We start from the raw sequence: 26,597 nt of genomic DNA on the forward strand, positions 1-26,597 counted from the left end.
GGTGGCGCGCTATCAGGACGTGCCCGGCCTCACCGTCGCCCTGGGGGGGAAAGCGGCCATCGGCCATACTCCGGCGCCCGATGCCGATTACCAAGCCCTCGTCACCGACGTGCAAATCGGCTTTGCGGTCCTGACTGCCGCGCGCACGGTCACGCTGCCCGATGTGGATCTCTATCCCATCGGTCAAGTGCTGTTCATCGCGGACGAGTCGGGCCAGTGCTCCGTGGATCGCCCCATCACCGTCACGACCGGTGCCGGCACGAACGACACCATCGCTGGCCAAGTCGCCATCCAGATCACCGACGCCTATCAGGGCCTTGGCTTCCGCCGAGGCGCCGCCAACGTGTGGATCATCGCCCGATGAAGACGCTTCGCATCCTCGCAACGGCCCTGGCGCTCCTCCAGGCCGGTCCCGTGCTCGCCCTCGATCGCGTGCTGCCGGCCCCGCGCATCAAGGACAACGGCGACGTGCGCCTGTCCGACGATCTCAAGATCGGGCGATACCAGGGCGGCAAGTACATCGGCACTCCTGACGCCCTGACGATCCAGACCCTCAAAGCTCCCCTGTTTTCCGAGGCGGCCGGCGTGCTCGGTCGCGGCATCATCTTCGACAGCGGCGGAAGCGTCGACACGCCGACCACGTTCACGATGCCGGCGAACAAGCAGTTCGATTACATGGGATGGCGCCAGACGATCCAGCAGACCGGCGGCTCAAAGGTCTCGTGGCTGGATTACGACCTGATCGTCAACGGCGGACGCGCCGACGCACCGGGCGTTCCGGGCTCGAACGCCTACTTCCACATCGGCAACATCACGAATAACGGCCCCGGCACCGTGGCGGGCTCGTATTCGCGCGTCACCATCGGGACCGACAATACCGGCGGCAACGCCCTTGCCTACAAGGGAGGCGTCACCACACGGCCCGGCGCCGGATTGACTGCCGGGTTCCAGATGAACATCGACACGACGAGCGCCGCAAAGCCCGTCGATTACGGTTACTACCTCGGGACCAACAACTATGGCGGGTTCGGCTACGCGCCATTGAATTACGGATTTCTTGCTGCTCAAAACATCCGCATTGAACAAGCCCTTGTCCAGGGCTTTGCAGGCGGTGCGGGCGATGCGCTTCGATGGTTGTCCGTAGACGGCACCACCTATCTCGCCCGCATCGACAAAGCGGGGACCGCCTCGTTCACCCGTCTGGATATTCCGAACGGACCCACGCTTCGGTCTGACCGGCTCACGATGCCGGTCCAGGGCGTCGTAAGCCTGCCCAATGCCAACCGGGAGTTCCAACTTCAGAGCGTGGACGCTGGAGACCGCTTCCGCGTGATAGCCGGCGGCGTGGGCGAGGTCATCTCGCTCGATGCCAACCAAAACCTCGGCGTTGCCGGGTTCACGGACCGCCAGGGTGCCACCAAGTCGATCCTCATGCCGAACGGCACATGCGCCACGGCGGCGCCGACCGGCGGCGGTGTCCTGTGCGTCGAGGGTGGCGCGCTGAAGTATCGGGGCTCCTCCGGAACGCTGACGACCATCGCGCCGCCGTAGCCCGCTCGCCGCGCCGCCCGGCCCGCGCCTGAGACACCCCTGACAGTCCGGAGACCACCATGGACCTCTCATCCATCGGCGCAGCCGTGCTCATCGCCCGCGAGGGGCGACGGCTCAAAGCCTACAGCGATTCGGTGGGCGTCTGGACCATCGGCATCGGCGTCACCACCGTGGCGGGCCGCACGGTCGCGCCCGACCGGGCCGGACGCCAATGGCGTGACGCTGTTCTCGGCGCCCAGCGGTGTCGGCAGCGGTATGAGGGCCAGCGGCAGCGACACGAACATCGCCACGAGTCGGACGCCCGCCTCGGCGACGGCTGCCTGCGCGGCAGGCGCTCACTCGTGGGACAGCGACTACATCTACGTCTGCGTTGCGGCGAACACGTGGAAGCGCTCGGCGCTCGCGACTTGGTAGCGAGCCGCCAGCCTGTCGTGGAAGGTTCAAGCCCCCTTCAAGGGCTCGCGGTAGGCCGCCCAGGTGATGACATTCGATCCTGCGCGCCGTTCCATTCGATTTTGCGCGCTACAGCTGCCGGTGGGCAAACACCCTCTCGTTGAACACCACGAAGAACCGCGCCTCCCTCTGGATGAACCGGGGCGGCGACATTACCGATGCCTTCGACCCCGGCACCTTTTGAACGGACGCTCCCCATGCCGAACCGTCTCCTCGCATTCGCGGTCCTGCTGATCGCCTCCGCCGCGCCGTCGGCCGCGTTCGATCTCCAATCCTCGACCGTTCCGGGACTCGCGCCGCCCGCCCTCGGCGACGCCGAGATCGCCATCAACCGCGCCGACAAGCGCCTGATCTTCAAGAACCCCGACGGGACGCTCGGCTACGGCTCGCTGCTCAATGCGCTGCCCTCCGGCCGCAAGGCGGTCGAGCAGGGCGACGGGTCGGACTTGGGGGTTCTCCTGCCGAGCGGCAATGTTCGCTCTTTGGCCTCGAACCTCGGAGATCAGAAGTCGATCCTCGATTATGTTCAGCCGAGCGACGACGGAGACTACGCCCTGGCGATCGAGCGAGCTGCTGCGGCTGGTGTCACTGAACTGTTTCTTCCCGCCGGCACGCAATACACATTCAAGCACACGGCAACGCTGCCGAACGCAAACATGAGTATTGCATGTGCTGGCCGTAAGACGACAGAAATACGTCTTCTTGGGGATAATGATTACTTTTTCCTGGTCGGCAACACCTCTTCGATGTCGTATAATTTCTATCTTGAAGAGTGTTTATTCACAAAGGAAAAGGTTTCATCTAGTGGTGCAATTCTGAGGCTTCAGAACGTTTATAAGTGGGGTTTCAGCCATATCCGCGCGTTTTGCGAGAATAAAATCTGGCGTGTTCTCGAATTGAAAAACGCATCATCGATGATAAGCCGTGATGTTGATGTAGACAGTGTGCGCGAGCGTGCTGTCTACGCAGAGCCCGGCGGAAGCGGAACGGCCGGTTCCTTGGACGGGCTTACGATCGACCACGTGTATGACCTTTGGTATGTCGTCGGGTCTAATAGCGTATCGACTAATCCTGCTAACGAAGGTGTTTTTGAATTTGCGGACAATTTTCAGGCGATCTGGTTCCTTGGCCCTAAAGTCGCAAGCCATAAGGGTTATGCGATTTATTTTAAGGGCACTATCGCCAATCGTACCAACAATACGCTGAACCTTGTGTTTAATCCGAACATTGAAAGTGGCAAAGACCCGTCGGGGATTGTGCGGATGGACGCGACAGCGGCCTCTCATATTGCAGGCCCTTCATCTTGGAGCACGGGGAAGGGAACGACCTTTCCCGCGATTCGTCTTGATCCGGATAGCCAAGGAAACTTTGTGCGGCAGATCCAAATCGGTATATCCGGAGCCGGTTACGGCATCCTCGATGAAGGAACAGTCAACACTGTGGAGGACATGGAACTGGTCGGCTACGATTCTAGTGCCGAAACCGGGATTGTTATTGGAGCAACCGCCCGAAAAGGTCGGTACAGCCGCAACAAAGTCAGTCAGTTCCAGCGGGCGATCTTCGATAACAGCCCCGACACGGCTGGCCACGTCATCCGAGCCCTGGATTACACGGCCATCACCGGCCAGCCGCTCACCGGCCTCGTGGGGAGCGTGAACAGCAACAAAGTGGTCAAGGACATCACGAACCTCGATGCCGGCGCCCCCAACCTCGATGCCGCCGTGACCCTGTCCCCGCCGGACAAGGGTGAGACCTTCACCATCAACACGGCCGGCACCATCAACCTCATCACGCCGACCTATATCGGCCGCCGTGTCACGCTGCTGCTGGCGCAAGGGGGGACGACGATCAACGACTTACAAAGCGGCAAAGGCACGGGTGCGATCTACCTCGCCAAGCCGCTGACGACGGCCGACGGCCGGTCTCGCATCACCCTGGAGTGGCGCGGCGACTACTGGTGGGAGATCGGCCGGACGGGACCGTGAGCCCGGCGACCCTGCCCCGCATCCTCACGGCCCTTGCCGTCCTCGCCGCGCCGCCCGGCCCGAGCCCGACACCATCCCCCTGATACTCCGGAGACGACCATGGACCTCTCATCCATCGGCGAAGCCGTGCTCATCGCCCGCGAGGGGCGACGGCTCAAAGCCTACCGCGATTCGGTGGGCGTCTGGACCATCGGCATCGGCGTCACCACCGTGGCGGGCCGCACGGTCACGCCCGGCATGACCATCACGTCGGCCGAGTGCGACCGGCTGTTCGCCGTCACCGTCGCCCGCTACGTCGCGGCGGTGAACCGGGGCCTGAAGGTGCCGGTGCCGCAGCACGTGTTCGATGCCCTGGTGAGCGTCTGCTACAACATCGGCATCGCGGGATTCCTCGGCTCCACCTTCCTGAAGCGCGTCAATGCCGGCGACCTAGCCGGCGCCCGCGACGCGATCCTGATGTGGCGCAAGCCCGCCGCCATCGTCACCCGGCGCCAAGCCGAGGCCGAACAGATCGTGACGGCCTACGCCGTGGCCCTGCCGCGCGCGACGACGGCGCAGAGGCCCATCGTGGTCGCCGCCCCCGTCATCGCCGTGCTGCACCCGGAGGTGCCCACACCCGTCATCGCCCCCGTGGCGCCCGCCGTCACCGCCCGGCCGAACCTCCTGGCGCGGCTGTTCCGCTGGATCGACGACACCTATGGCGCCGGCGCGACCGTGCCGGCCGACGATGCGGGCCTGCCGACGATCCGCGCGGCCTGATCCGAGTTCCCGAGCCCGGCCGGGTCCGCCGCGCACCCCACATCTGAAAGCCCCCCATGACCCGCACGTTCCTCGCGGCGCTGGCCCTCGCCGGCGTCTTCTCCAGTCATGCCTTCGCGGCCGAGGCCACCGCCATCGTGGTCCCGTGGGGCGATGGCGTCGCCGCCGTCGGGCAGATCCTCACGGCTTTGCTGCTGCCCCTCCTCGTCGGCCTCGTGAGCCGGGCCGTGTATCAGGTCGCCCCGTGGGCGCGCCTGGTGCTGACGCAGGCTCGCCTCGAACAGATGACGAAGGCCGTGACCGACTACGCCCTCAACGCCGTCGAGGGCGCGGCCAAGGGCCAGACCCTCACCATCCCGGTCGGCTCGGCCGTCATCGCCAAGGGGGTGCAGCGCGCCGTCGACGTGGTGCCCGCCCGGGTGCTGGCGGCGGCGGGCGGCCCGGCCGGCGTGGCGGAACTCATCTTCCGGAGCCTGAAGCTCGAGGACGGCGCCAACGCCGCCAACACCCTGGCGCCGGCCCAGGCCGCCCTCGCGCCGTAGGCCGCCGCCGCCCGTGCGAGACCATCGCGTGGGCGCTCCTCCCCGAGCCCGAGGGCCAGCCATGATCACCGCCGCCATCGAATACGCTAAAACCGCAGCGGCTGCCCTCGGCGTCGGGGGCGTGCTGTTCTCCGCCTACGCCACCGCCGGCCTGCCGATCCCGGCCTCGCAGGAATTCGTCGAGGCCAAGGTCGGCGCCGTCGTCGACCGCATCAACGAGTCGGACGTGGTCATGGGTAAGAAGATCGACGTCCTGTCGGCCACTACGCTCGAGCTGCAGCGCAAGTCCATCGTGCAGCAGCGGGCGCGCCTGCGCTACGAATTCGGGGCCAACACGGCGCTGGCCACGAAGGCGGATGCCGTGCGCCGGGTGGCCCTGGAGCGGCGCGCGGCCGAGATCAGCGATGAACTCGCCGAACTCGACCGGGACGACGTGGATCTGCGTGCGCGCATCGACAAGCTGCGTCAGCCGTAGGGTCAGAACTCGATCAGCATTAAAAAGCGAAGACGGCAGCGAGGGCGATGGCTGAGGCGGAACCGGACGGCTCGGGCATCGAGATCGGCGCGCAGGTGATTAACGGCGATATCGGGTTCGTGGCGGAGGTGCAGGCCGTGGAGATAAAGCTCCAGGTGGTGCCGTTCACCCTGTACGATCTAGTGAAGGGACGGGTGCGCAGGCTTGGCCGCAACGCTGCAACTGGGGGCTCCAATGGGGCGGTACCGGTATCGGCGGAGATCCGGACCGGTAAGCGGCGGGTGATCGAGTACCTGCCGTCGACGGTGCTGCAGGCGGTGCAGGAAGCGGGGAGAGAACGGTGAAAGTTATTCGCAGATCTGACGCTTTTATTTTCGAGTCCATAATTATGATTGCATGCTCCCTGTTGGTCGTATTGTGGCCTTTTTGCGTTAACGCCGGCGAGAGAAACGACCCACGAAGCAGTCATAAAATTAGGGAAGAGACGGACAATTCCAATAATCTTGAGATTGTTGCATCTCGTATTACGGGCTCGAAGGATATAAATAATAGCGTATTCCCAGAAGAAAAATTAGGGATTTATGGAATATGGGACTGTAAAGGCACCAAAACCAAACGATGCACGACTGACGATGGCTTCAACGGCACTGTAATCGGACCAGTTACGGCTGAAGGGATTAGGGTTCGTATCATCACATACGGCTATCACGTTTCATACGTATTTGACTCTATAGCCGAATGGAATGGGAGCAGGTTAACTGCTTCAGCCTCTGAATTTCCAGAAAATCCTCCATGTACCATTGATTTTACATTTGGTAATAATTATGTTGAAAACAAACCCCGAGATGTTGAGCGGTGTTTTATATATGGCTGGCTCGGGAACAAAGATAAATTGATCAAGCATTCTTTGATTGGGGCTGAATAAAATAATTCCCAAAACATGTCCTCTGAGGTTGATTGCTTCGTGAGCGGAGAAGTAATAAAAATTCCTACTGATTCCGAACGGGGGCCCTCGCTATCGCACATCGACAAGCTGCGTCAGCTCTGATCGGGGCCGCCTCCCCGCCGCTCCCTTGCCTAGGGCGCCCTCCGGCTCCGTCCGGAAGGCGCCCTTTTTTAATTTTAGAGCTTCTGTTCGCGCTTTCCCATGCCGGGTCATCGGACCCGCCGGCCATCCTCCGGGATCTGGGACATGTCGATGTCGTAGCCCTGGGCCGCCAGGGCGGCGAGGATCAGGTATCGCACCGTGACGCCTTTCACGGCGGCTTCCTGCCGGAGCGTGATGGCAAGCGCCCTCGGGACCATCACCTTGAGCGACACCTCCGCCGAGGCAACCGCCCCTTTGGGCATTTGCCCTCTTGGGCCGTCGGTCGCTTCGTCGCGATCCGGTGGCGTGGAGACTCGCGTGAACCCGAGGTCGCCCGCGGCATTCGCCAGGCGGTCGGCCTCTTCCGGGCTCGTGCGGGGCCGGGGGCGCGGCGCCGGCTGGAACGGAGGCTTGCTCATCAGGCGGCCTGCACCTGGGCGGCGAGGATCTCCAGGACCTCGTCGAGGACGCCGGTGATCTCGGCCAGGGCCTTGGGATCGCCGTCGGGATGGGCCGGTGTCAGCCCAGTGAAGTGCATCGAGGCGTAAGCCGCCCGTTGCAGGATCTCGGTGCGCAGGACCGGGAGATCGGCACCGCGGATTTCTTGCCGGGCGTGCTGGCTCACGTTGCTCCGGAGAGAGGGCATTTGCGTCAGCAGGATCCGGGCGGGGATCGCACGGCGCAGCATCCGCTCGGCGCGCTGGACCACCTCGTAGGTCCGGAACACCTCCTGGAGGTCCATGCCGGAGATCTTCGACGGGATCAGCACGAGGTCGGACTCGGCGATCGCGTAGGTGACCATCTGCGAGGCCGCGCCTTCCAGGTCGACGAGGACGAGGCCGTACTGGCTGGCAGCCTCGGCGACCCGGTCGAGGGTCGACTTTTCGGTGATGCCGGTGATGACGTCGACACCGCAAGCCTCACCGGCCCGCTCGCGCCACGTCGCGACATGGCCGTTGGGATCGGCATCGACGACGGCGACGCGCCCACCCCGCCGGGCGAAGGCGTCGGCGAGGCAGATGACCAGCGTCGTCTTCCCGACGCCTCCCTTGGTGTTGCACACGCTGATGACGGCCACGCTCGCCTCCGATGGGAATGGTACTCCTGGGCAAGATACCATCTGCCCAAGTGGTCAAAAGGCCGTAAACTCAAGAAGGCAGATGGGCAAAGGGGAACTTGCCCATGGCGCTTGTTCGCGGCTGGTGCGTCGTTAGGTGATCGAGTATTTGCTATCGCCGGTGGTGCAGGAAGCGGGGAGAGAACGTTGACCGATACTCGAAGGTCCGATAATTACAATCTCAATTCCAGAAATAAGTTTATTTACTCTATGTTCGTAGTGTTATTTTCTTTCGGTGCGCTTGGCGACGATAAAAATAGATCAAACAACAACAACGAACCTATAAAATCAATCAATATTTCTGATAATTTAAAAATCGTCACTCCACATACGACGCGCACGGACGCTAAAAATAATGCCCCGTTTCCAGAAGATAAAATAGGAATCTATGGAGATTGGACCTGCAAAAGTACCAAGAAGAAGAAATGTACGACCGATGACGGATTCAACGGGACTGTTATCGGGCCAATTACAGATGCAGGGGTTAGGGTTCGCATCATTTCGTATGGATATCATGTTTCGTATTTATTTGATGCCATAGCTATTTGGGACGGAAACAAATTAACTGCTTCTGATTCTAGTGCTCAACTTTCCGATGAAGATCCTTGCGTGATTGATTTTATGTTCAGCGACGACTCTGTTAAAAATAAACCAGTGAATATTGAACCGTGCTTTTTATACGGACCACTTGGAAATAAAGATAAAATAATCACCCACTCCCTGACTGGCGCTCAATAATACACTTGCTCATGTCGCGCGCATGCTCATGCCCCGCGATCCGCATGAAACGTTCCGGGTGCCGGCCGGGATCGATCCGGTCCTGGCCGAGCAGAATCATGCCCAGGCCGACCGGGAGATCGAGCGGCACCTCGCCGTGATCGCCGGACTGGAGGCGGATCGGGCGCAGAAGGTTGCGAGCCTGGAGGCCAACGCCGCGCAGATCGCGCGCGGCCGGCAGCTCCTGCCTATCCTCGAGGAACGCCACACGGTCCTCGAGGGGCTGTTCGACAAGCAGTACGGCGCCCGTCCCCCTGTGTTGGAGGTAGAGCAGCAGATCGTAGAGAAACGGGCCGATGTGGCGGCAGCCCAGGGGCAGCAACGCCAGATCGAGGCGGAAATGCGCTCCCTCGCCGCCAAGACCGCGGAGGTGCGGGCGGGATTTCTGGCCGACGCCACCGACAGGCGGACGAAGGCACTGCAGAAAATCGCCGCGCTCGACCAGGACATCACCAAGGCGCGCCAAAAGGAGAGCTACCGGCGGCTTCGCGCGCCGGTGGCGGGTACCATTCAGGGCATCAAGATCCAAACGCCGGGTGGGTGGTGACGACGGCGGACGTGCTGATGAGGGTGGTGCCGGACGGCTCGGGAATTGAGATCGACGCGCAGATGCTCAACGGCGATATCGGCTTCGTTGCAGAGGATCAGGCCGTGGAGGTGAAGCTCGAGGCGTTCCCGTCCACCCAGTACGGTCTGGTTAAGGGACGGGTGCGAAAGCTCGGCCGCGACGCCGCGACTGGGGGCTCCAATGGGGTGGTATCGGGATCGACGGCGCCGTCGTTGGCGTCGAGCATGGCAACCGACCTAGCCTATCCGGCCAAAGTGACATTGGAGCAGGACTGGATCGGGGGCGAGGGACGCCGAGAGGCAATCCGACCCGGGATGCGAGTGTCGGCTGAGATCAGGACGGGCGAGCGGCGGGTGATCAAGTACCTGCTGTCGCCGGTGGTGAAGACGGTGCAGGAAGCGGGCAGGGAACGGTGATGGTGCCAATTTTTTCCAATCAAATCGAATTCCAGAGATGTTGCCGAAGAGTTATAGGTATAGAAATTTATTCCAATTCTCGACGACAACGTACAACTTGGGCTGCTATTTTATTTGCCCTTATCCAATCGGGAGCATTATTTTCACTTCCGAATTCAGCTCAAAGTAAAGAAATGACCGGACCGGCCGCCGAGAAATACCACAATATTGACAATTGCTTTCGACAGAAGAATCATTTAAATGAATCTTTGACCTGTGTTTTTACTTATAAAATCAAGTGCTATCAGAGGAGTGATAAGTCAAACGTCTCTGAGGGCATCTGCGCCCAACAAACAATTGATGCTCTTTCGCAGTTTTCCGAAGAACAAAGCAGAAATATCGTGAGATTAAGCAGTGAAATGGCAGTACAAATGCGCAGATCTCAAATCTTATGGAATCTAAATAAAGAAATCATCTGCAACTGGCCAGAGTTATCCTTCGATTCTGGATCCGATATAGGAAGATTGAAGGGAAAATGTTCACTAGAACTGCTTACGGCACAAACATTCAACAACCAGCAGATGCTGGAATATTTCCAGCAAAACCATTGATCCGCATAAACATAGGGAGAATAAAAAATGGCGGGCGCCTCTTCAAAGTTGATTGATGACGTTTTTAAGGTCCTGTCATCAACGGAAGGCAGAAATTCTTATAGATATTCAAATAGTAATATTTTTATTGATAAATCATTTGTTTTGGCTCTTTCGACGGGGTCTAGTGCACTGACTCAGACAGATGGTTCAGGGGATCGGCTGACGGCGGCGAGGATATCGGTTGCGGGTTTGGTCCAGACGAAGAGTCTGGCGTGCCGGTTGTGCTCGGCGATGTAGCGTTTGATCGCCGCCTGCAGATCGACGACGCCGGTGAAGGAGCCTCGCCGCAGCCTACGACGGGTCAGCGCCGAGAAGAAGCCCTCTACGGCGTTGAGCCACGAGGCCGAGGTCGGGGTGAAGTGGAACGTCCAGCGCGGGTGGCGAGCCAGCCAGGCGCGTACCTTCGGATGTTTGTGGGTCGCGACGTTGTCGAGGATGGCGTGGATCGCCTTGCCGGGCGGGACGGCGGCCTCGATGGCGTTGAGGAACCGGATGAACTCGCCGTTCCGGTGGCGCTGCATGCAGCGGCCGAGCACGGTGCCGGCCAGGACGTCGAGGGCGGCAAACAGCGTCGTGGTACCGTGACGGGTATCGTCGTGGGTCTGGGTGGCGGGATGGCTCGGGGCGAGCGGACGGTCGGGGCGGGTCCGCTCCAGGGCCTGGATCTGGCTTTTCTCGTCGATGGACAGCACCACCGCGTGGGCGGGTGGATCCATGTAGAGGCCGACGACATCCTCGACCTTGGCGGAGAAGGCGGGGTCGCGCGATCGCTTGAACGTGCGCAGTCGATGCGGTTGGAAGCGATGAGCGTCCCAGATCCGCTGCACGGCGCGCAACGAGATCCCGACCGCGCGGGCCACGGCACGGCCGGTCCAGTGAGTGACCTCGCCCGGCGGCTCCGAGCAGGTCAGCGCCAGGAGCTCGGCCACCGGCTCGGTCGAATGGGGCGGCGTACCGGGCGGACGCGTCTTGTCGCGCAGCAGACCTTCGACACCCGCCTCGGCGTAGCGCCGCTGCCAGCGCCACACGGCCGGGCGGCTGACGCCCGCCCGCCGGGCGACGTCCTGGACGCTCAGGCGCTCGGCTGAGAACAGGACGATGCGGGCGCGCTGGATGTGCTTGAGCGGACGAGAGCGATCGCTGGCAATCGCAGTGAGCCGTGCCGCGTCAGTTGCATCGAGGAGCACGCATACCGTCTGAGCCATGGCCCAGACTCGCACGTCTCGCCCACTGCGTGAATCCTCCGTCCGCGTCACTGCACTAGGCCGCTGGTGCCACAGACGCGAGGGCTTTCCGTTCGAGAAAAACAGTTAGTCAGAATGTTGAAAAAGCTAAGTGTTCTCAGTAAGTGGTTAGACGTCTCATGATGAGGTTAAGTTGTTGAATTTCCGGGGATTACCACGCTCCTGAAAATCGCAGTGTCGGCGGTTCGATCCCGTCTCTGGGCACCATTTTCCTTCTGATCTCGCCGCCGAACCGTCAAGCCTTCAGGCCGGTGTCGCGGGCCAGATGCCCGGCTTCCCTCAACGCCTCCTCCACCGCGCCGTAGAGGCGCCGCATCCCGTCGTCGTTCTGCGCGGGCGGCGGATGCAGCGGCACCATCGGGGTGAAGCTCAGGGCTTCGGGCGGGAGGACGGCGGGTTGGCGTTCCCCCGGACCCTTGGCGGCGCCCACGACCGCACCCAACAGTTTCGCCAGCATCCGGCCCTCTCCCTCGCACGACGTCCGACAAGGTAGTCGGGCCGCATGGGTTTCGTTCCGCGCGCTGTAAGCTCTGTGGGTTCAGCGCAAGCCCCGCAGGGCCATTTCCTCCGGAGCGCCTTCGGCCGCCGCTTGGCGCGCCAGCAGACGGGCGAGGTCGACGGGGCGATAGTCCCAGGCGTCGGCGCCGACATCGCAGGCCCGGCTGGTGTCGGGCAGGCAGGCATGGGTGTGGCCGTAGAGGTGGCGGGTCTCGCGCCAGAACCCCGGCCAGGACCGGTGCGGGTAATGCGACAGGAACAGGCGCCATGGCCGGCCGTCCGCGTCCTCCACGGTGATGCGGGCATTCTCCACGGGGGGCGCGTCCCAGGGCAGGTCGAGGACGCGGTTGGTGTCGTGGTTGCCGCGCACCAGCCGCTTGACGCCGTTGAGGCGCGCGAACACGGCGGCGCAATGCGCGCGGCTCGCTCCGGCGGCGAAATCGCCGAGGTGCCACACGAGGTCGTCGGGGCCGACGCAGGCGTTCCAGCGATCGATCAGGGCGGCGTCGTGCGTAGCGACGGAACCGAAACCGGTGCGCCGCCTCTGCACGAGCGGGGCGTCCCCGAAATGCGTGTCGGCGGTGAAGAAGGTTGCCATGCGCTCCGTGAAATGGCGCGGTCGTCCCCGGCGGCAAGCGGGTGTCCGGTCGCGCAAGGCGGGGAGTTGGACGCGACCGGTCCGGGGATTCCGGTCCCGACGGGGTGGCGGGGCGGGAAAGCCGGTGGGCTTTTCGCGGCACAGTTGGTACGGCATCGCGCGCAGAACAGGAGACTGCCCTTGCCGAATCCCCGTCTTTCCCTGCTTGCCCTCGTCGCCGGCCTATCCTTGAGCCTGTCCGTCGCGCCGGGCGCCGTCGCGCAGACCGCTCCGGCCACCGCCGACCCGGCGACCCTGAAGATCGCCCGCATGGTGGTGCAGCAGATGCAGGGCGACCGGGACATCACCCTGAACGGCATGGCCGCCCCCATGGCCGGCATGGTGCAGAGCCTGGGTATGCGTGACCCGGAGCGCAGTCAGGCGATCATCAAGGAGGTGGTGCTGCCGCTCCTCAAGGCGCACTGGGACGAGTACCTCGACGTGACGGCGGCCAGCTTCGCCAGCGTGCTCTCGAAGGAGGATCTCCAGGCGCTCGGCACCTTCTACGCCACGCCGGCCGGGCGCCGCCTCGCCGCCGCCCAGCCGCAACTCGCCCAGGCACAGATGACCAGCACGACGCGCTGGGTCCAGGGCCTGATGCCGGAGATGCAGGCGAAGATGATGGAGGCGATCAAGGCGAGCGGGGGCGCCTCGGGGTCCAAGCCGAAATGAGCGGCGTCCCCGGCCGGGTCGCGGCGCCTCGTCAGACCTCGGCGGCGGCCGCCTTCATCACCCCGGCCACGAGGCCGTAGGTCTCGACCCAGGCCTCGTGCACCGAGGGTGTGAAATCCGGGCCGAGGCCCTGCTCCAGGGTCCAGAGCAGGGCCTCGCCCACGGGCTCGTAATGGGCGGCCTCAGTGCCGAAGGCCGCGTGCTGGCGGCCGAGCTTCTGCAGGGCCGGGACGACGATGTCGGGCTTATCGAGATTGGTCACCGCGAGGCTCAGCATGGCCATGAGCTTCTTCTTCTGCTCGCGCATGTCCTCCGGGAACATCGGCCGGACCGCCGGAGCGATCTCGAACAGGCGTCCGTAGAAGAGGTCGGCGGCGGTGTCGGCGATGGGTCGGACCTTGGCGAAGCTGTCCTGAACCAGGGTGATCTGTTCGGGCGTCATCGAAACCTCGGTTGGCTGTGGGCATTCACGAAAGCGTCGCGGGGAACCCTCACGCCGCGCCTTCGAAGTAACGCTGCGACTCCCCGCCCCCCCGCCGACGATAGCGAATTTCCACTCTGACGGGGCGATTTATGTTTCGTGAGCAGCCCGGTAGAACGTCGCGCATGAAGACTCCTCACCCGCTGCGAAAGCTCCGCCCCGTCTCGGTCCCGACCCGCATGCCGGGCTTCGACGCGGCCTTCTACTGCGAGCAGTATCCCGATATCTTGCACTTCACAGGCACGCCGCTGGAGCACTACCTGCGGCACGGGTGGACAGAGGGGCGCGACCCAAGCGCCGGTTTCAGCACCAGCGGTTATCTCGCCGCCAATCCCGACGTCGCTGCCAGCGGTTTCAACCCCCTGGCGCATTTCCTCGAATACGGACTGGCGGAGGGCCGAACGGGCTGGCAGCGGGCGCCGGCGCGCCTGCGGGCCGAGACCCTCGACATTCTCCTCTACTGGACTCATGCGGAGATCGCCGAGCCGCCTGCGGCGGCCGCCTGGCGGGCTCTCTATCCGCGCGTACGGGTGTTCTCGGATGCGGACGTGATTCCCCTGCTGCCTGAAGCGTTCGTGCCGGTGTACCGCTCCATCCGCCTGCCCGCGGCCAAATCGGACATCGCCCGCTTCTTTCTCCTGCGCGCCCATGGCGGTCTCTACGTCGACGCCCATGTCGGTCCCACCGCGCGCGTGAATCTTCTAAAAACCCTCGATCCGCTGGTGGAGCACCATCTCATCCTGTTCGGCAGGAGTTGGCTGATGCCTATTGAAACCGATTTCGACCTCATGAACGGCGTGCTGGCAGCGCAACGCGGCGCCCCGGAACTCGACCTGGTCATCGACCGGATGATCGCCAACGTCCTCGAACACAAGCGGAGGGAGGACGCGACGCCCGATCACGTACCCTACAGCCTGTTCGGGCTCACGGGCACCTATGTGCTCGTCCAGACCTTTTTCGATCAGGTGCTGCCGCGCCCGCGGATCAAGCCCGATTTCGCCCGCACGGTGACGGTCCATTCCATGGCGGACAATCAGGCCTCCGGGCTCGAGGTGTCGGCGTACTACACGTATCGCAAGCCGAACGGGCACTGGAGTGAGCGACAGAACCACGAGCGGTTCTTCCTCGACGACGCCTGACCCTCAAACCGATCCGGCGAGGCTCGACGGCGCCTGCCAGGCGACGCCGGCATGCTCGCGGATGTCGCCGTCCCGGCTGCCCGTATCGGCGTCGCTGGTCCAGTCGCCGGGCTCGGCCACGGTGAGGATCGTATCGTCCGGATAAGCCGCCGACAGGAACAGACGTGCCTCGCCCTCGGCCGCCGCGCGGACGGTGACCAGGGGGCGCTCTCCCGCGGGGGAGCGGATGTTGGCGATGAAGAGCTTCGTCATGGTGAGAATTCCGTCTCGGTGAGGCCGCGTCGGTACGGCAACGCGCTGCGACGGCACAGGTCTCACGCTGTGCGAAGTCTTGCACGCGCCGCTCCGATTGCCCGGGGGGTGTGACAGAGCGCGCGGGAAACCGTCGGCGCCGGAGGGATTTGTCGTTCCGTATGAGGCCGAATGCCGGCCGCGACCCATCCCTTGGAAGTCCCGCCATGATGAAAACTGTCCTCGTCGCTGCCGCCCTGTTCGCCGCCGCGCCGGCCCTCGCGCAGGTGGGCACGCCCCAGCCTTCCGGGACCGTGGTCCAGCAGGAGCCGAACTCCACCGGCAACGACGCCAACATCGCGATCTCGCGTGGCCCCACGGGCGCCGACACCGTGACGACGGATTCGGCCGCTGGGGGCAACGCCGCGCGGCCCGAGCAGGCGATCCCCAACAGCAGCGCCAACGGCGGCGCACGCTGACGCAACGGGCGCTCACGTCGCGGCGGTGCGGTTCATCCCGCCGCGACGACCCGCCACGCGGCCGGGGGGATTCGTCGGGAACCGGCGGCCCCCTGCGATCTTGTTGGGGATATGTGCGCGATGCACGGCGCCCGACTGTCGATGGCGCCTCACGCGACGAAGGCATGGGTCACCCGTCGACGGGTCACCCGGCCCCACAACACGAAGGATCGGACATGGCGAATACGAACTCTTCCTCGGCTCAGCGGCTGCACGAGACCCAGAACGGCACCAAGTCCAACGCCAAGAAGGTGTCGACGGACGCCCTCAACGCCCGTCTCGCCGACGGCATCGACCTGGCGCTGGCGGTGAAGCAGGCGCACTGGAACCTGAAGGGGCCGCAATTCATCGGCATCCACGAGATGCTCGACGGCTTCCGCGCGGAACTCGACGACTACAACGACAAGGTGGCCGAGCGCATCACCCAGCTCGGCGGCACGGCGCGCGGCACCGCGACGGCCGTGGCGGGCGCCTCGCAGCTCGCCCCCTATCCCCTGGACGCCTACGCCATCGCCGACCACGTCGCGGCCCTCATCGACCGCTACGCCGTCTACGCCAACGCCGTGCGCCAGAACATCGACGACACCGACGAGGCGGGCGACGCCGGCACGGCCGACCTGTTCACGGAGGTCTCGCGCGGCGTCGACAAGCAGCTGTGGTTCCTTGAGGCTCACGTCCAGGAGCCGACGGGCCAGATGCGCGACGGCGACCATTCCGGCCAGCGCTGAAGCGTTTTCACGATCTGACGAAGGGCGCCGGGTTCCGGCGCCTTTTTTCGTTGAGTGGCACGCCGGGTGCGCGCTCCTTCGCCCCGCAGGCGGGGAGAGGAGGCACCCGCAGGGTCCGTCCCTACAAAAACGGCGCCGGGTCTCGCTCGGGCTTCGGGGGGCGGACGTCGTTGCGGTTCCACCAGCCGCCGCCGAGCGCCTGGAACAGGGCCGCCGTGTCGGCATACTGGTTCGCCCGCGCGGCCGCCGAGGTGACGATGGCCGAGAGGTAGGATTGCTGGGCGATGAGCACCTGGGTGCTGTTGATGGCGCCCGCGGTGTACTGCTTGCGGATGAGCTCCAGGCTCTGGCTCGTGGCTTTCTCGGCGGCGGCGGCCGCCGCCACGGCCTGGGCGTCGGATTGCAGGGCCCGCAGGGCGTCGGCGACGTTCTGGAACGCCGCAATCACCACGGCGCGGTACTGCGCCTGGGCCTGATCCAGGGTCTCCTCCGCCGCGCGCTGGCGGCGGAACAGGGTGCCGGCGTCGAAGATCGGCTGCGCCACGGTGCCGACGATGCCGTAGAACGTTGCCGCCGAACTCGCGAGCTGCGCGATCTTCACGGCGCTCGAGCCGCCATTGGCCGTGATGTTGAACTGCGGCAGGCGGTTGGCGACGGCAACGCCCACCTGCGCGCTCGCCTGCATCACGTTGGCCTCGGCCGCCTTCACGTCGGGACGCTGCTGCACGAGGTTCGAGGGCAGGCTCACGGGGAGCCGCGTCGGCAGGCGCAGGGACGCGAGGGTGAAGGTCGGCCCGATCTCCTCGCTCGGGAAACGCCCGAGGAGGGCGGTCAGCAGGTTGCGCTGCTGCGACAGCTGCTTTTCGAGGGGCGGCAGCAACTGCATCGACACCGAGAGGGCGGCCTGCTGCTGCACCACGTCGGCCCCGGCGATCTGCCCCAGGGAGAGCTGCTTGTTGTAGAGGGTCAGCACCTCGGTCTGGGCCTGGATCACCCGCTTCGTGGCGTCGATCTGGGCGCGGAGCGACGCCTCCTGGATCGCCGCCAGGACCACGTTGGCGGTGAGCGAGAGGTAGGCGGCCTCGAGTTGGAAGCGCTGGTTCTCGGCCTGCGCCTCCAGCGATTCGATCTGGCGCTCGTTGCCGCCGAACACGTCGGGCACGAACGAGACCGTCACCTGCGGGGTGTAGAGGCTGTAGAACAGCTGGCGCTGGTCGTTGAGCGGGCTCTGCAGGGCGCCGCCCGGCACCTTCTGGCGCGAGCCGAGGCCGTTGAAGGCCAGCTGCGGGAACAGGGTGCCGCGCTGGGCCTCGACATTCTGCTGGGCGATGCGCAGGGCCGCCTGGGCGGCGTCGAGGTTCGGGTTGTTGGCCAGCGCCTCCTCCACCAGCCGGTTGAGGGCGGGCGAATGGAACAGGGTCCACCACCGGCCGGGCACGTCGGCCCCGGCGATGAAGTTCTGGTCGGCCGAGCCGCCCTGGCGCGTCGTCACCTTGTCGGTGGCGGTGGGGTTGGTCAGGGGCTCGCGGGTGTAGCGGGTCACCGGCGGCGGGGCCGGCGGCACGTAATCGGGGCCGACCACGCAGCCGCCGAGCGCCGCGAGCAGGACCGCGCCCGCGGTTCTGCGCAGGAGCGGGGCGCCGGGGATCGTCGTGGTGCGTCGCATGGTGTCGCCGACTCCGCCGGGCCTTCTGGCTCCGTATGGGCGATGCTGCGGCGCGGGAGTCAACGCGGAGGCCTCCGCGTTGACGAAGCTTTCACCTCTCTGTGTCGCCCGCATCACGCCACCTCGGCCAAAGCCGCCGCGTGCGCGGCCTCCGGCGGGCGCACGCCCGGCGCCGGCTTGCGGCGCGAGAACAGGCCGATGAGGATCGGCACCACCACCAGGATGAGGTTGGGCGCGAGCAGGATGCCGCCCACCACCACGAGGGCGAGGGGCTTCTGCACCTGCGAGCCGATGCCCGTGGAGACCGCCGCCGGCAGGAGGCCGACGCAGGCGGCGACACAGGTCATCATCACCGGGCGCATGCGGACGTTGGAGGCATGCCATACGGCGGCCGTGCGCTCCCAGCCCTCGTCGAGGAGCTGGTTGTAGTACGACAGCAGGATCACCCCCTCCATGGTGGAGATGCCGAAGAGGGCGATGAAGCCGATGGCCGCCGAGATGGAGAACGGCGTCAGCGTCAGGGCGAGGGCGAAGATGCCGCCGATCATCGCCATGGGAAGCACGCTCAGGGTCAACAGCGTATCGGTGATCGACGCGAAGTTGACGAACAGCAGGAGCGCGATGAGCGCGATGGTGATGGGCACCACCACGCTCAAGCGCGCCACGGCGTCCTTCAGGTTGGTGAACTGGCCGACCCATTCGAGGTGGAAGCCCGACGGCAGGGTCACTTCCTGGGCGATCCGGCTCTGGGCCTCGAGCACGGCGCCTCCCAGATCGCGCCCGCGGACGGAGAACTTCACCGGGATGTAGCGTTCCTGGTTCTCGCGGTAGATGAAGGCCGCGCCCGAGGTCAGCTCCACGGTGGCGATCTCGGAGAGCGGCACCGGGATGATGCCGCCGGCCGGGTTCGTCGCCCCCACGGTGATGTTGCGGATGGTCTCCAGGCTGCTGCGGTATTCCGAGGCGAGGCGCACCCGCATGGGGAAGTGCCGGTCCGAGCCGTATTCGTAGAGGTCGCCCGCCGTCTGGCCGCCGATGGCCGCCTGGACGGTGGTGTTGACGTCGCCGGGCGCCAGGCCGAACCGCGCGGCCTTGCGCCGGTCGATGTCGATGCGCACGGTGGGCTGGCCGAGGGAGGCGAACACCGCGAGGTCGGCGACGCCGGGCACCTTCGCCAGCGCCGCCTTCACGGCCTCCGCCGTGCGGGTGAGCTCCACGAGGTCGTTGCCGTAGATCTTGACGGAGTTCTCGCCCTTCACGCCGGAGGCCGCCTCCTGGACGTTGTCCTCGATGTACTGGGAGAAGTTGAACTCGACGCCGGGGAAGGTCTCGTCCAACTGCTTCGACAGGGTGCGCACCAGGGTCTCCTTGTCGAGGCCGGGCCGCCACTGGTCGAAGGGTTTGAGGGGCGCCAGGATCTCGACGTTGAAGAACCCCGTGGCGTCGGTGCCGTCGTCGGGGCGGCCCTGGTGCGACAGGACGGTGACCACCTCCGGCACGTCGGAGATGATCTTGCGCAGGCGCTCGACATAGGCGTTGCCGGCCTCCAGCGAGATCGAGGCCGGCATGGTGCCGCGGATGTAGAGGTTGCCCTCCTCGAGTTTCGGCAGGAATTCGAGGCCGAGCGTCCGGGCCGCGATGGCGGAGGCGCCGAGCATCGCCGCCACCACGAGGAGCGACAGCAGCTTGTGGCGAAGGCCGAAGCGCAGGATGAGGACGTGGCCGAAGCGCAGCAGGCGCACCACCAGGGTGTCGCGCTCCTCCACGTGTTTGGGCAGGATCAGGGCCGAGAGGGCGGGCGAGACCGTGAAGGTGGCGAGCAGGCCGCCGATGAGCGCGTAGGCGTAGGTCTTGGCCATGGGGCCGAAGATGTGGCCCTCGACGCCCGTCAGGGTGAAGAGCGGCAGGAAGCCGACGATGATGATGGTGGCCGAGAAGAAGATCGCCCGGTTCACCTCCGCCCCCGCGATCGCGATGGTGCCGAGCCGCCCGTCGAGGCCGCCCGGCGCCCTCTGGCCCTCGCTGTGCTCCGGTTCGGCGAGGTGCCGGAAGATGTTCTCGACCATGATGACGGTGGCGTCGACGATGAGGCCGAAATCGATGGCGCCGAGCGACAGGAGGTTGGCCGAATCCCCGCGGATCACCAGGATGAGGATGGCAAAGCCCAGGGCGAAGGGAATCGTCGCCGCCACGATGACGGCGCTGCGGAGCGACCCTAGGAACATCCACTGCACGGCGAACACCAGCACGACGCCGACGACGAGGTTGTGCATCACCGTATGGGTGGTGGTGTGGATGAGGCCGCTGCGGTCGTAGATCCGCTCCACCTTCACGTCGGGAGGCAGGATGCCGCTGGCGTTGATCTTGTCGATCTCGGCCTCCACGAGGCGCAGGGTCGGCAGGCTCTTGCCGCCCCGGCTCATGAGGACGATGCCCTCCACGATGTCGTTCTGGCCGTCATGGCCGACGATGCCGAGGCGCGGCGCGTTGGAGACCCGGACGTCGGCGACGTCGCGCACGAGGACCGGCACGCCGCCGACCTGGGTCAGCATGGTGTCGCGGATGTCGTCCATGTCGCGGATGAGGCCGACGCCGCGCACCACCGCCGATTGCTCGCCGACATTGAGGGTCTGGCCACCGACGTTGATGGAGGAGTTGTTCAGCGCCGTCACGAGCTGGACCAGGGTCAGCCCCTGCGCCTGGAGGCGGGTGAGATCGACGGCGATCTCGTATTCCTTGGTCTTGCCGCCGAAGGCCGTGACGTCGACGACGCCGGGAATCGCCTTGAACCGGCGCTGCAGCACCCAGTCCTGCAGGGTCTTCAGTTCCGTCGACGAGTAGCCGGCTGGGCCCGTCACCTTGTAGCGCATGATCTCGCCCACGGGGGAGGTCGGCGAGATCTGCGGCTGGGCCCCGCCCGGCAGGGGCGGCAGCTGCGACAGGCGGTTGAGCACCCGCTGGAGCGCTTCCTGGTAGGTGAAGTTGTAGTTGAACTGCACCTTCACGTCGGAGAGGCCGAACAGCGAGATGGTGCGCACCACCGTGGCGTTGGGGATGCCGGCGAGCTGCACCTCCAGGGGAATGGTGATGTAGCGCTCGATCTCGTCGGCCGATTGCCCCGGATTCTGCGTGATGACGTCGACGAGCGGCGGAACCGGATCGGGATAGGCCTCGATGTTCAGCTGCGTGTAGCTGGCATAGCCCAGCGCCAGCATGGCGACGAACATGAGGCACACCAGCACGCGCTGGCGCAGGGCGAAGACGATCAGGCTGTTCATCGCGCGCAGGTCACGGTCGGCCGGTCAGGGCTGGGAAAATCGTTTTGAGGACGAGAGGTTTGGCAGACGGCAGGCCTGCGAGCCTTAGGCGGACCGCTGGTGCACAGTCCCCTCTCCCCGCCAGCGGGGAGAGGGGACTGTGCACCCCGGATGAGCGAAGGCACGGCCCGGGTCATCGGTCGGGCCCGATTCAAGACGCCTTGTCGCCGCTGACGGCGCGATCCATGAACACGGCGCCGCGGGTGACGATCTCCTCGCCGGCCTTGAGCCCCTCGACGACCTGGACCATGCCCTTGCTGGCGAGCCCCAGGGTGACGGTGCGGGCCTCGATGGCCCCGTCGGGCCGGGCGACCCAGACCTGGGCGCGCCGGCCCTCGTACACGATGGCGGCCGAGGGCACCGCTGGCCCGGCCTGGCCCGGCCCCGTGAAGATCGTGAAGCTCGCGAACATCTCGGGCTTCAGCAGCCGGTCGGGATTCTCGATCTCGCTGCGCACGGAGAGGCGGCGGGTCGCCGGATCGAGGCTCGCCGCGACGTAATCGACCTTCGATGTGAAGGTGCGGGCGCTGAAGCCCGCCACCCGCGCCTCGACCTCCTGACCGAGGCGGATCTTCGGGATCTCGCTCTCGCGCACGTTGGCCACGAGCCAGACCGTGGACAGGTCGCCGATGACGAAGACCGGATCGGAGGAGGCGCTGAGATACTGCCCGATGCCGACCTTGCGCTGGACGATGGTGCCGGCGATGGGCGCCCGGATCTGCGTCTCGGGGCTCATGCTGCCCTTCTTCTCGAAGGCGGCGATCTCGGCATCCGACTTGCCCAGGATGCGCAGGCGGTTCTTCACCGCCTCGAGGCTGGCTTCGGCGGTCTTGAGGTCGCTCTGGGCGCCGATGACGTCGTTCTGGGCCGACTGGTAGTCCTTCAGGGCCACGGCTTTGGCCTGGAACAGCTCCTGCTGCCGGGCCGCGATGGTCATATCGAGCTTCAGCAGGGCCGTGGTCTTGGCGATGGTGTTGAGGGCCGCCTGATAGTCGTTCTGGGCCTGCAACATGTCGGCGGCCTCCATGGTGAGGAGGACATCGCCGGCCTTCACCTCGTCGCCCGCCCGCACCAGCACCTTCGTCACCCGGCCGGAATACGGCGAGGTCACGGGCACGTTGTCGTCGTCGTTCAGGGCGATGCGCCCCTCCGCCATGCCTTCCGGCCGGAAGGTCCGGGTCTCGACGGCGGCGATCTGCAGGGCGGCGCGCTGGGCCGGGGTCGGCCGGAAGCTGCGCGGCACGGGGCCGGCGCGCTGAACGGTCAGATCCGCATCGTCGTCGTCGCCCCCGGACACGATCCGGGCCACGCGCTCGCGGATCGTCTCCGTCGCCCATTTGCCGAAGGGGGACTCACGTTCGGACCAGGCGACGGCGCCGAGCCCGACGCAGACCGCCAGCCCGAGCCCAAGCATGAGTTTGGAAACGCCCTTCCGGGGAGCTGAGGACATGGGAGACTTTCCGGATGGCCGGGACGAATCGGAGGAGGTGGAAACGCGGATGTCCGGGCCGTCACGCCATCCCGCCGGGGCGGAACGGGTTGGGGCAGCGGAGCCGGGATAGGAGACTCGTTTCAGGCCGAAAGATGGCGCTCGATTCGATGGCGCCCGGTGCATCCAAGGGACCGGATTCGTGACGGGAGAATGACACCCACCGTCCGGATCGCACACAGGTGCGTGACGCCCGCAGCCGACCATCGCCCACCGCTTCGAAAAACGCCGACGGGCCGGCGTGACCCGCGCGGTCCGCGAACGCCGATGGGGCGGGGCCCGCCGCGGCGGGGTCTCGTCGAGGGCGCGGCATCACCTCAGAAATCCGCATGCAGGCGGGTGCCGAAGAAATGGGCCGGGCCGCGATCGCGGTTGTAGGCGGGGTTCGCGACGAACTGATAATCGGCCGTGAGCACCAGGGCCTTGCCGAGGCTGAGCGCGTAATAGGCCTCCACGGCGCGCTCGGGGGCGTAGGTCAGGCGGCCGTCGCCGATGAGGAGCCCGAGGCCGCCATTGGCGAAGAAGGCGCGGTGGGACGGCGACAGCTGGTTCATGGAGGTGCCGAGCCCCACGGTGTCGTCGGCCCGGCCCCAGGCCGTGCCTTTCAGGGAGAGGCCGCCCGAGAAACTGCGGTCGATGTCGGTGAAGGACAGGTTCTCGTTGCGCCCGTCGGCGGCGCTGGCGCGGGCGAACACCCCGAGGTCGGCCGTCACCGCCTGTTCGAGGTTGATGTAGAATCCGCTCTTGCGGCGCGGGTGCCGGGTGGCGCCCGCCGCGTCGTTGATGTCGTCGAACACACCCGCCTGGCGCAGCCCCACCACGTCGCGGTAATTGGCGCTGTTGCCGACATTGGTGAAGGCGCCGAGCCGCAGCTTGCCGGGCTGATCGAGGAGCGGCAGCACGTGGCGCTCCTCCAACTCCACCACGAGGCCGCCGCGCTCGAACACCCTCGGGTCGAGGACGTCGCTGGAGGGCTCTTTCGGCACCTGGGTGTAGGCGGCGCGCACGGCGAATTCGGGCCGGTTGTACTCGACGACGAGACCCTGGGTGTAGCCCGGCAGGTTCGCGGGGAAATCCCAGGCGGCCGAACTCCACAGGCCCCAATTGGCGAAGTCCACGCGCGGGTCGTGGGCGTAGCGGTTGCCGTCGAAGAAGTCGCCCATGGCGAACTTGCCGGCGATGAGCGTGATCCGCTCGACGTCGTAGGTGGTGGCGACCTGATTCGGTCCGTCAGGCAGGGTCTCGGTCTCGCCGCCGAGACCGAAGGTCTGCTTCACGAAGTAGCGGGCGGAGCGCAGCTTCGGGAACGGCGCGCCGGCCTTCTGGGCCTCGCCGTTGACGAAGCCCGCGACCCCGAGGGTGCGGCTGAGGCCGAAGCCTTGGGAGAATTCCGGGTTGTAATAGAGTTCGGTGCTGTCCGTGAGCTTCAGCCCGAGGAACAGGGTCGCGGTCGTCGTCGCCTGGGCCTGGTTCGGCACGAGGCTGTTCGGGCCGGCATAGGGGGCAGGAAAGCCCGACACCGCCTGGTTGAAGAACGTGGTCTGGCCGTGGAGGGAGAACCGTTCCGCCAGGGGGCTCGTCGGCGCCGCGTCGTCGGCCTCGGCGGGCAGCCGAAGCCCGCCCGGATGCCAGACGAGGCGGGCCATCACCTCGTTGGCGACGAAGCTCGCGCGGGTGGAGACCGGGCCGCCCCCCGGCACGGCGCCGAGGCCGAACCGGCCGCTGCCCCCGAGATCGTTGTAGCGGTAATCGATCCCGAGGCTCATCTCATCGTTCACGGCGAATTGCACGCCCGCCCCGAGGGTGAAGCCGAGATAGCCGCGGGTCTGGCGTGCCGTCGCGACGGCGCCCGTGGCCGGATCGGGATAGGTGGCGAGGAAGCGCGCCTCTGCTCCGGCGAGGCCGAAGGTGGCGTAGACGAGGCTCCGCTCGAAGGCGACGCCGAGACGTGCCCGCAGGAAGCCGAATGTATCGGCCTTGACCCGGATGAGGCCGAATGCCGGATCGATCCCCTCGGTGCCGAAGCCCGTGACCGTCGAGGCCACGGGCCGCTTCAGGTTGCTGCCGAAGGCATCCACCTCCAGGCCCGCGAGCCACGGCCCGGTCTGCCAGTTGTAGCCCGCGAAGGCGCCGCCCACGGCGGTGGTGGCGTCGCGACCCCGGTCGGACCGTCCGGTGGCGTCGCCGGTCTTGAACGCCGGCACTGGACGGCCGCCGACGGCGGTGGGGCCGAAGCCGAAGGCACCGAACGAGGCCCCGGCGCTGCCCTCGAGGCCGAGATAGGGGCCGCTCCAATCGACGAAGGATGGCGGTGTGACCGGCGCGGCCGGATCGGCGGCCCGCGCCATCGGGGCCGTCGCGAAGCCGAACCCGATGAACAGGGCGGCGGTCTCGGTGAGCCTGCGCGACGGGCGGGGTGACAACGACATCGAACGGGTCTCGGGCAGGCGCAACGCAACGTGGCCCGCCTCCCTAAGCGCGGTCGATGACCGATGCATGTCGGCCGAACGACGCCGGGGGAGGGGCAGTCTCCCCTATCGGAGGCGCGTGTCCCTTCACAAAGGTTTTAATCCCGCGCCGCGCCGCGCGCCGCCGCCCTGTTGCCCCGGAGACACGCCCGTGCCGGGCGGTCCCGGGTCCGGGATTCCGAAGGGCTCGGCCCTTCGGCGCCGCGATTTCAGGCGTCCTTGTCGACGGCCGGAACGGCCAGCGGCGGCGTCTGCTGGTGCTGTACCACCCGCCATTCCTCGTGGGAGAGCCGCCGGTAGGTCGAGGTGCAATGGGCTTCGTAGGTCTCCTCGTCCCGCGTGGCCTTGACCCCGTAGGCGATGACGATGAGACCTTCTTGCGGCCGGGCGATCCGCCCGTCCGAGATCGTGACATCGGCCCAGCGGGGCGTGTTCGCCACGGCCGCGATGGCCTCGGCGCCGCCGAGCACGAAGGGCGGATGCGGCAGCACCATGAGGCATTCCTCATCCACCAGTTCGCGGTAATGCTCGGCCCCGCCGACCCACAGGCTCTTCTCGAAATTCCACACGCGCGCATCGTCCACGATGACACTCCTTCCGGCTGAAACTCAGACGGGGAAGCCGGTGGAGGCGCGTTCGTTCCGGCGTCGAATGACGCAGCGGCACGCCCGCGAAGGGGAGGGGCCGATCGCCGTGACGGGAACGGTTCCCGTGATCCCGGGATCCTGGAAAACGCTCCAACGCCTTGGGAGGGCGCGTGTTTCCGAGCCGCCGCCGCGTTGGCGGCCGATGCTCAGTGGAACGCCTTGAACGCGATGATGGTCTCGGAATCCCTGACGCCCTGGAGGCGCAGGAGAAACTCGTTCACGAACAGGCCGATATCGATATCCGCGTCGACGTGGAATTTGGCCATGATGTCGAAGCGCCCCGCCGTCGAGTAGATCTCCGAGGCGATGTCCATCGCCAGCAAGGCGTCGGAGACCGCGTAGGTCTTGCCGATCTCGCATTTGATCTGAACGAAGAAGGTTTTCATGATCCGGTTCGCTTCTCACGATCCCGCCGGGTCGCGTGCAGGTCGCTCATAGAACTTTCCCTGCGCCGCCGGCCTTTAACGAGCGGCGTCCAGGCCTAACGGTAGGGCCGAGGC

The 26,597-nt window shown here is 65.7% G+C and carries 30 protein-coding genes; 17 read left to right on the forward strand and 13 right to left on the reverse strand.

Features of this window, described 5'->3' with window-relative positions; all coding sequences use genetic code 11:
• The 9 genes from BM249_RS21735 to BM249_RS21340 all read left to right on the forward strand — a co-directional run.
• On the forward strand, window positions 1-364 hold a 364-nt coding region (locus tag BM249_RS21735), incomplete at its 5' end, for a hypothetical protein (protein WP_177232413.1).
• A gap of 50 nt (window positions 365-414) precedes the next feature.
• A complete protein-coding gene (locus tag BM249_RS13555; RefSeq protein WP_143103762.1) occupies window positions 415-1,551 on the forward strand; it encodes a hypothetical protein in 1,137 nt (378 codons plus the stop codon).
• Between the two features lie 59 nt (window positions 1,552-1,610).
• On the forward strand, window positions 1,611-2,108 hold the full coding sequence (locus BM249_RS22000) for a glycoside hydrolase family protein (RefSeq protein WP_244528748.1): 498 nt from the start codon (window positions 1,611-1,613) through the stop codon (window positions 2,106-2,108).
• A gap of 93 nt (window positions 2,109-2,201) precedes the next feature.
• Entirely contained in the window at window positions 2,202-3,989 is a 1,788-nt protein-coding gene (locus BM249_RS21335) for a hypothetical protein (RefSeq protein ID WP_143103763.1), read from the forward strand.
• Window positions 3,990-4,088: 99 nt separating this feature from the next.
• Window positions 4,089-4,748, forward strand: a complete 660-nt coding sequence (locus BM249_RS13570) for a lysozyme (RefSeq protein ID WP_091972613.1) — start codon at window positions 4,089-4,091, stop codon at window positions 4,746-4,748.
• 56 nt (window positions 4,749-4,804) lie between these two features.
• Complete coding sequence (locus BM249_RS13575; RefSeq protein WP_091972615.1) at window positions 4,805-5,290, forward strand: hypothetical protein; 486 nt, start codon at window positions 4,805-4,807, stop codon at window positions 5,288-5,290.
• Window positions 5,291-5,351: 61 nt separating this feature from the next.
• A complete protein-coding gene (locus BM249_RS13580; RefSeq protein WP_091972616.1) occupies window positions 5,352-5,765 on the forward strand; it encodes a hypothetical protein in 414 nt (137 codons plus the stop codon).
• Window positions 5,766-5,812: 47 nt separating this feature from the next.
• Window positions 5,813-6,109 carry a putative HlyD family type I secretion protein gene (locus BM249_RS13585; RefSeq protein WP_091972617.1) on the forward strand — a complete coding sequence of 99 codons (297 nt, stop codon included), beginning with the start codon at window positions 5,813-5,815 and terminating at the stop codon, window positions 6,107-6,109.
• Window positions 6,106-6,690 (forward strand): hypothetical protein, encoded by a 585-nt coding sequence (locus BM249_RS21340; protein ID WP_143103764.1) that lies wholly within the window; start codon window positions 6,106-6,108, stop codon window positions 6,688-6,690. The genes BM249_RS13585 and BM249_RS21340 overlap by 4 nt, the downstream gene beginning before the upstream one ends.
• Window positions 6,691-6,920: 230 nt before the next feature.
• On the opposite strand, the gene BM249_RS21345 is transcribed toward BM249_RS21340, so the two are convergent.
• The gene (locus tag BM249_RS21345; protein ID WP_143103765.1) at window positions 6,921-7,115 is read right to left on the reverse strand and encodes a hypothetical protein; all 195 of its coding nucleotides are present in this window, start codon (window positions 7,113-7,115) and stop codon (window positions 6,921-6,923) included.
• A 155-nt stretch (window positions 7,116-7,270) separates the two neighbouring features.
• Window positions 7,271-7,930 (reverse strand): ParA family protein, encoded by a 660-nt coding sequence (locus BM249_RS13595; RefSeq protein ID WP_091972619.1) that lies wholly within the window; start codon window positions 7,928-7,930, stop codon window positions 7,271-7,273.
• A gap of 111 nt (window positions 7,931-8,041) precedes the next feature.
• On the opposite strand from BM249_RS13595, the gene BM249_RS21350 reads away from it, so the two are divergent.
• Genes BM249_RS21350 through BM249_RS21355 form a run of 4 tightly spaced genes read left to right on the forward strand, consistent with a single transcriptional unit; the run spans window position 8,042 to window position 10,320 of the window.
• Window positions 8,042-8,707 (forward strand): hypothetical protein, encoded by a 666-nt coding sequence (locus BM249_RS21350; protein WP_143103766.1) that lies wholly within the window; start codon window positions 8,042-8,044, stop codon window positions 8,705-8,707.
• 22 nt (window positions 8,708-8,729) lie between these two features.
• Window positions 8,730-9,293 carry a hypothetical protein gene (locus BM249_RS13600; RefSeq protein ID WP_091972620.1) on the forward strand — a complete coding sequence of 188 codons (564 nt, stop codon included), beginning with the start codon at window positions 8,730-8,732 and terminating at the stop codon, window positions 9,291-9,293.
• Complete coding sequence (locus BM249_RS13605) at window positions 9,290-9,730, forward strand: beta-barrel domain-containing protein (RefSeq protein WP_143103767.1); 441 nt, start codon at window positions 9,290-9,292, stop codon at window positions 9,728-9,730. Before BM249_RS13600 ends, BM249_RS13605 begins: the two co-directional genes overlap by 4 nt.
• A complete protein-coding gene (locus tag BM249_RS21355) occupies window positions 9,730-10,320 on the forward strand; it encodes a hypothetical protein (RefSeq protein ID WP_143103768.1) in 591 nt (196 codons plus the stop codon). Before BM249_RS13605 ends, BM249_RS21355 begins: the two co-directional genes overlap by 1 nt.
• Before the next feature lie 176 nt (window positions 10,321-10,496).
• Here BM249_RS21355 and BM249_RS13610 read toward each other — a convergent pair whose 3' ends face one another.
• The 3 genes from BM249_RS13610 to BM249_RS13620 all read right to left on the reverse strand — a co-directional run bounded on the left by BM249_RS13610 (window position 10,497) and on the right by BM249_RS13620 (window position 12,702).
• Window positions 10,497-11,567, reverse strand: coding sequence for an IS630 family transposase (locus BM249_RS13610; protein WP_143103769.1), 1,071 nt, complete (start codon window positions 11,565-11,567; stop codon window positions 10,497-10,499).
• Window positions 11,568-11,841: 274 nt separating this feature from the next.
• Window positions 11,842-12,063, reverse strand: a complete 222-nt coding sequence (locus BM249_RS13615) for a hypothetical protein (RefSeq protein WP_091972623.1) — start codon at window positions 12,061-12,063, stop codon at window positions 11,842-11,844.
• Between the two features lie 81 nt (window positions 12,064-12,144).
• The gene (locus BM249_RS13620) at window positions 12,145-12,702 is read right to left on the reverse strand and encodes a metallophosphoesterase (RefSeq protein ID WP_091972624.1); all 558 of its coding nucleotides are present in this window, start codon (window positions 12,700-12,702) and stop codon (window positions 12,145-12,147) included.
• Window positions 12,703-12,882: 180 nt separating this feature from the next.
• Between BM249_RS13620 and BM249_RS13625 the strand changes: the two genes are divergently transcribed.
• Complete coding sequence (locus BM249_RS13625) at window positions 12,883-13,413, forward strand: DUF2059 domain-containing protein (RefSeq protein ID WP_244528749.1); 531 nt, start codon at window positions 12,883-12,885, stop codon at window positions 13,411-13,413.
• A 31-nt stretch (window positions 13,414-13,444) separates the two neighbouring features.
• Here BM249_RS13625 and BM249_RS13630 read toward each other — a convergent pair whose 3' ends face one another.
• Entirely contained in the window at window positions 13,445-13,855 is a 411-nt protein-coding gene (locus BM249_RS13630) for a globin family protein (protein ID WP_091972631.1), read from the reverse strand.
• A 164-nt stretch (window positions 13,856-14,019) separates the two neighbouring features.
• On the opposite strand from BM249_RS13630, the gene BM249_RS21740 reads away from it, so the two are divergent.
• A complete protein-coding gene (locus BM249_RS21740; RefSeq protein ID WP_177232414.1) occupies window positions 14,020-15,033 on the forward strand; it encodes a glycosyltransferase in 1,014 nt (337 codons plus the stop codon).
• A gap of 3 nt (window positions 15,034-15,036) precedes the next feature.
• On the opposite strand, the gene BM249_RS13640 is transcribed toward BM249_RS21740, so the two are convergent.
• Window positions 15,037-15,285, reverse strand: coding sequence for a hypothetical protein (locus BM249_RS13640; protein WP_091972633.1), 249 nt, complete (start codon window positions 15,283-15,285; stop codon window positions 15,037-15,039).
• A gap of 206 nt (window positions 15,286-15,491) precedes the next feature.
• Between BM249_RS13640 and BM249_RS13645 the strand changes: the two genes are divergently transcribed.
• Together BM249_RS13645 and dps are read left to right on the forward strand one after the other, a co-directional pair.
• Window positions 15,492-15,743 carry a hypothetical protein gene (locus BM249_RS13645; RefSeq protein WP_342029859.1) on the forward strand — a complete coding sequence of 84 codons (252 nt, stop codon included), beginning with the start codon at window positions 15,492-15,494 and terminating at the stop codon, window positions 15,741-15,743.
• Between the two features lie 215 nt (window positions 15,744-15,958).
• Window positions 15,959-16,510 (forward strand): DNA starvation/stationary phase protection protein Dps, encoded by a 552-nt coding sequence (gene dps, locus BM249_RS13650; RefSeq protein WP_091972634.1) that lies wholly within the window; start codon window positions 15,959-15,961, stop codon window positions 16,508-16,510.
• Window positions 16,511-16,631: 121 nt separating this feature from the next.
• On the opposite strand, the gene BM249_RS13655 is transcribed toward dps, so the two are convergent.
• From BM249_RS13655 to BM249_RS13680, 6 genes are all read right to left on the reverse strand, one after another.
• Window positions 16,632-18,176: an efflux transporter outer membrane subunit gene (locus tag BM249_RS13655; RefSeq protein WP_091972636.1), complete on the reverse strand. Its 1,545-nt coding sequence runs from the start codon at window positions 18,174-18,176 to the stop codon at window positions 16,632-16,634.
• Between the two features lie 113 nt (window positions 18,177-18,289).
• The gene (locus tag BM249_RS13660; protein ID WP_091972638.1) at window positions 18,290-21,454 is read right to left on the reverse strand and encodes an efflux RND transporter permease subunit; all 3,165 of its coding nucleotides are present in this window, start codon (window positions 21,452-21,454) and stop codon (window positions 18,290-18,292) included.
• A gap of 190 nt (window positions 21,455-21,644) precedes the next feature.
• Window positions 21,645-22,943: an efflux RND transporter periplasmic adaptor subunit gene (locus BM249_RS13665; RefSeq protein WP_091972640.1), complete on the reverse strand. Its 1,299-nt coding sequence runs from the start codon at window positions 22,941-22,943 to the stop codon at window positions 21,645-21,647.
• 356 nt (window positions 22,944-23,299) lie between these two features.
• Window positions 23,300-25,411 carry a carbohydrate porin gene (locus tag BM249_RS13670; RefSeq protein ID WP_091972642.1) on the reverse strand — a complete coding sequence of 704 codons (2,112 nt, stop codon included), beginning with the start codon at window positions 25,409-25,411 and terminating at the stop codon, window positions 23,300-23,302.
• Window positions 25,412-25,659: 248 nt separating this feature from the next.
• Complete coding sequence (locus BM249_RS13675) at window positions 25,660-26,034, reverse strand: DUF4440 domain-containing protein (protein WP_091972644.1); 375 nt, start codon at window positions 26,032-26,034, stop codon at window positions 25,660-25,662.
• Between the two features lie 209 nt (window positions 26,035-26,243).
• Window positions 26,244-26,483, reverse strand: a complete 240-nt coding sequence (locus tag BM249_RS13680) for an Lrp/AsnC ligand binding domain-containing protein (RefSeq protein WP_091972646.1) — start codon at window positions 26,481-26,483, stop codon at window positions 26,244-26,246.
• Between the last annotated feature and the right edge of the window lie 114 nt (window positions 26,484-26,597).

Origin of the sequence: Methylobacterium gossipiicola, from assembly GCF_900113485.1 — a bacterium.
GTDB lineage: Bacteria > Pseudomonadota > Alphaproteobacteria > Rhizobiales > Beijerinckiaceae > Methylobacterium > Methylobacterium gossipiicola.

Bases quoted from the DNA above. Each gene is read 5' to 3' on its own strand.
- BM249_RS22000 (WP_244528748.1), top strand. From the start codon at position 1,611: ATGGACCTCTCATCCATCGGCGCAGCCGTGCTCATCGCCCGCGAGGGG.
- BM249_RS21335 (WP_143103763.1), top strand. From the start codon at position 2,202: ATGCCGAACCGTCTCCTCGCATTCGCGGTCCTGCTGATCGCCTCCGCC.
- BM249_RS13570 (WP_091972613.1), top strand. From the start codon at position 4,089: ATGGACCTCTCATCCATCGGCGAAGCCGTGCTCATCGCCCGCGAGGGG.
- BM249_RS13575 (WP_091972615.1), top strand. From the start codon at position 4,805: ATGACCCGCACGTTCCTCGCGGCGCTGGCCCTCGCCGGCGTCTTCTCC.
- BM249_RS13580 (WP_091972616.1), top strand. From the start codon at position 5,352: ATGATCACCGCCGCCATCGAATACGCTAAAACCGCAGCGGCTGCCCTC.
- BM249_RS13585 (WP_091972617.1), top strand. From the start codon at position 5,813: ATGGCTGAGGCGGAACCGGACGGCTCGGGCATCGAGATCGGCGCGCAG.
- BM249_RS21345 (WP_143103765.1), bottom strand. From the start codon at position 7,115: ATGCCCAAAGGGGCGGTTGCCTCGGCGGAGGTGTCGCTCAAGGTGATG.
- BM249_RS13600 (WP_091972620.1), top strand. From the start codon at position 8,730: ATGCTCATGCCCCGCGATCCGCATGAAACGTTCCGGGTGCCGGCCGGG.
- BM249_RS21355 (WP_143103768.1), top strand. From the start codon at position 9,730: ATGGTGCCAATTTTTTCCAATCAAATCGAATTCCAGAGATGTTGCCGA.
- BM249_RS13610 (WP_143103769.1), bottom strand. From the start codon at position 11,567: ATGGCTCAGACGGTATGCGTGCTCCTCGATGCAACTGACGCGGCACGG.
- BM249_RS13615 (WP_091972623.1), bottom strand. From the start codon at position 12,063: ATGCTGGCGAAACTGTTGGGTGCGGTCGTGGGCGCCGCCAAGGGTCCG.
- BM249_RS13620 (WP_091972624.1), bottom strand. From the start codon at position 12,702: ATGGCAACCTTCTTCACCGCCGACACGCATTTCGGGGACGCCCCGCTC.
- BM249_RS13630 (WP_091972631.1), bottom strand. From the start codon at position 13,855: ATGACGCCCGAACAGATCACCCTGGTTCAGGACAGCTTCGCCAAGGTC.
- BM249_RS21740 (WP_177232414.1), top strand. From the start codon at position 14,020: ATGAAGACTCCTCACCCGCTGCGAAAGCTCCGCCCCGTCTCGGTCCCG.
- BM249_RS13640 (WP_091972633.1), bottom strand. From the start codon at position 15,285: ATGACGAAGCTCTTCATCGCCAACATCCGCTCCCCCGCGGGAGAGCGC.
- BM249_RS13645 (WP_342029859.1), top strand. From the start codon at position 15,492: ATGATGAAAACTGTCCTCGTCGCTGCCGCCCTGTTCGCCGCCGCGCCG.
- dps (WP_091972634.1), top strand. From the start codon at position 15,959: ATGGCGAATACGAACTCTTCCTCGGCTCAGCGGCTGCACGAGACCCAG.
- BM249_RS13655 (WP_091972636.1), bottom strand. From the start codon at position 18,176: ATGCGACGCACCACGACGATCCCCGGCGCCCCGCTCCTGCGCAGAACC.
- BM249_RS13660 (WP_091972638.1), bottom strand. From the start codon at position 21,454: ATGAACAGCCTGATCGTCTTCGCCCTGCGCCAGCGCGTGCTGGTGTGC.
- BM249_RS13665 (WP_091972640.1), bottom strand. From the start codon at position 22,943: ATGTCCTCAGCTCCCCGGAAGGGCGTTTCCAAACTCATGCTTGGGCTC.
- BM249_RS13670 (WP_091972642.1), bottom strand. From the start codon at position 25,411: ATGTCGTTGTCACCCCGCCCGTCGCGCAGGCTCACCGAGACCGCCGCC.
- BM249_RS13680 (WP_091972646.1), bottom strand. From the start codon at position 26,483: ATGAAAACCTTCTTCGTTCAGATCAAATGCGAGATCGGCAAGACCTAC.